3 protein-coding genes are annotated in these 2,322 nt (G+C 54.7%); all 3 read right to left on the reverse strand.

The window, feature by feature from the left end; genetic code table 11:
• Positions 1-15 precede the first annotated feature (15 nt).
• The 3 genes from Y887_RS19415 to Y887_RS19425 all read right to left on the reverse strand — a co-directional run bounded on the left by Y887_RS19415 (position 16) and on the right by Y887_RS19425 (position 2,169).
• Positions 16-369, reverse strand: a complete 354-nt coding sequence (locus Y887_RS19415; protein ID WP_245879512.1) for a hypothetical protein — start codon at positions 367-369, stop codon at positions 16-18.
• 156 nt (positions 370-525) lie between these two features.
• Positions 526-1,713, reverse strand: coding sequence for an XVIPCD domain-containing protein (locus Y887_RS19420; protein WP_084726081.1), 1,188 nt, complete (start codon positions 1,711-1,713; stop codon positions 526-528).
• A gap of 3 nt (positions 1,714-1,716) precedes the next feature.
• Positions 1,717-2,169, reverse strand: a complete 453-nt coding sequence (locus tag Y887_RS19425; protein WP_084726082.1) for a hypothetical protein — start codon at positions 2,167-2,169, stop codon at positions 1,717-1,719.
• Between the last annotated feature and the right edge of the window lie 153 nt (positions 2,170-2,322).

Raw genomic sequence — 2,322 nt, forward strand, 5'->3', positions numbered from 1 at the left:
GCTTGACGGGGGAGCTTACGCCTCTTCGCCCGCATAGGGCACGGTGACTTTCGGCATCCAAAGCTCAGCTGGTGGTATGACAGCTTTCGCCATCGCATCGCACCTAGCACTAATGCCACATCTGCGGATGGCAATGCGCAAGACGCCGCGGTCACTTAAAAAATCAACGCCGGGAGAATAAAATTGGCTTTCCGCCGGCATGCGATAGGTGATTTGGAGCGAGTTGGATCCCACCTTTGCAACTTTGACCGGCTGCACATCACTCTTCCTATAATCAGAGCGCAGACTTACTTCTGCAGAAGCAGTCGAGATTGATAGCGAAAGTAATGCTGTCCCAAAAATGAGCCTAATTTTCATATCTAAGTTCATGCCAAGGTCTGGGATCCGTCTAGAAACGTTAGCACCTGCCATCTCGGTAAGCCAAAGCTAACCTCAAACGCCGGAAGCGAGCTACTTGCAAAGTGTTTGAATACTTACGTGTTGTCTCTGCTTGGCTGGTCGAAAGGCTGCTATGACCCAGGTCAATCAGACTTGCAACCTTGGTGCATCTTGCTTTCGACTCTGTTCCTGAGTTTCAGCACTCATCGCGAGTGCACGTGTCTGTTCGGCAGATTGCACGCGCGCTTGGCTTTGCTCAACCGAACTCTCCACCGCATCTGCCGTGCGCATTTGCTCACGGTGGTACACGGAGGTGGAAGGATCTCCCTGGACCAGGAAAACGTACTCGCCGGCGGCTTCCCGGGTGCCTGCTTGGCCAAGCACTACGCTGTCTACACGTTCCAGTCCCTGCTCTTTGGCAAGGGCATACAGGCTCCAGGTCATACGGTCACTTGCCGCATCGGGAGCACGATTCAGCGAATGATCGATCCGATGTACGCCATCCTGGATTTGAGCAAACATGGGATCGCTAGGCGATGGAGCCTGCGCGCTGAGCTTGAAACCATCGGATGATCCACGTGACGGCGCGGCCGGATCCTGTGGTATCAATGGCTGCCCACTCGTAGGAGGCGCGATTCTACGATCGTCCGCATCGAACCACTGCTTGCCGTCAAACCTGTATCCGCTGCGTACCGATGCCGCGCCGACGTCTTGATAAAGGTCTTCCCCAAAATCCGGGGCGTTGACTGTCTCACCTTGTGCGTTCTTCGGCAGAACAGGTTGAACGCCGCTGGCTTTCAGCAAGTTGCTGACAACGCCGTTGCTGTTGTTGTGCAGCGGGGAATATTCCAGTTGTGCGTGATTGATCTGATCCCCAGCCTTCAGGGCAGACTCAAGTTTTGTGGATAATTCCTGGTCAGAACCGCTCCAGGCAACGATGCGCTCGTGGCGTTCGCCCGGTGCGGGCCAGTCTGGTGCGGTGACTGTCGCTTTCACGATGTTGCCCTTGGCATCCCTCGCAAGAGCCGGCTCGGAGGGATCCAACTGGTTCAAAGGCACTGGCTCGTAGTTGCCGTCTTGTTTGAGCCGGTACCCAATTTCATAAGGGGCAATGTAAGGGGCTGTTTCAACTCGAATGTGCCCAAATTTCTCCGAGCCAAGAACTGTGCTCTCGGCAAAGTTCGCCAAGTCATTTCCCTCGGCTCTAGTGTCGGGTCCTCCACGTACTACGGTCTGGCTGCCATCCGATTTCTGAAAGAGCAGGTAAAGATGGCGGCGGTCACCAGCAACCTCGCTTGCCCCCACCAAAATTGTCGCCTTCCTCTGCTCATCCATGACTTATTCCTCAATATCTTGCGGTGCTCGATTCACTACCAGTTTGCTCAAGTAGATCCCGTCAGCAGAATGAAAGCCCACCATCCAGGTAACCGGCACAGCTGGCGCTGTCACCGATGGCTGCGCCTCTTTCACGGCAGGGGAAAGCGTGCACATTATTGACGCTCTGTAACCTGCGCCAGGAGAGCTCAACGCTTGGCAGTGAAATCCTAGATCCTCAAGGTTTTTCTGCGCGGCCATAATGGGCGAGCCTACCGGGTTGGCGGCTTGAAGCTGCTGCCTTGCTTTCGCGGCAGACTGCTGAGTATTAAAACCGGGCCGTGAGTCTTGCTGCATGGCAGAGCACCCTGATATGAAGAAGAGACTAGCAGCTGCTAGCAATGCTAAAGAGCTAAGGTTGGCGTGAGGATTCGTTTGCATGACTGACAGCTCCAACGCAATCACACAGATGGTCATCCATGCGTAGTTCGGTTGCAAGTATGCGCCCCAAGAGATAGCGGAGCTATGAAGTTACAGTGGCGGGCTGACCTGACCTAGCCTGGCCCCAATCTTATGCGTCAGCTGCTGCTGCGCCTTTCTCTTTGCCCTTTAGGGAAGGTCTGAACAACT

Source organism: Xanthomonas pisi DSM 18956, assembly GCF_001010415.1.
Taxonomy (GTDB): domain Bacteria; phylum Pseudomonadota; class Gammaproteobacteria; order Xanthomonadales; family Xanthomonadaceae; genus Xanthomonas; species Xanthomonas pisi.

Coding starts and splice junctions, on each gene's coding strand:
- Y887_RS19425 (WP_084726082.1), bottom strand. CDS start 2,169: ATGACCATCTGTGTGATTGCGTTGGAGCTGTCAGTCATGCAAACGAAT.
- Y887_RS19420 (WP_084726081.1), bottom strand. CDS start 1,713: ATGGATGAGCAGAGGAAGGCGACAATTTTGGTGGGGGCAAGCGAGGTT.
- Y887_RS19415 (WP_245879512.1), bottom strand. CDS start 369: ATGAACTTAGATATGAAAATTAGGCTCATTTTTGGGACAGCATTACTT.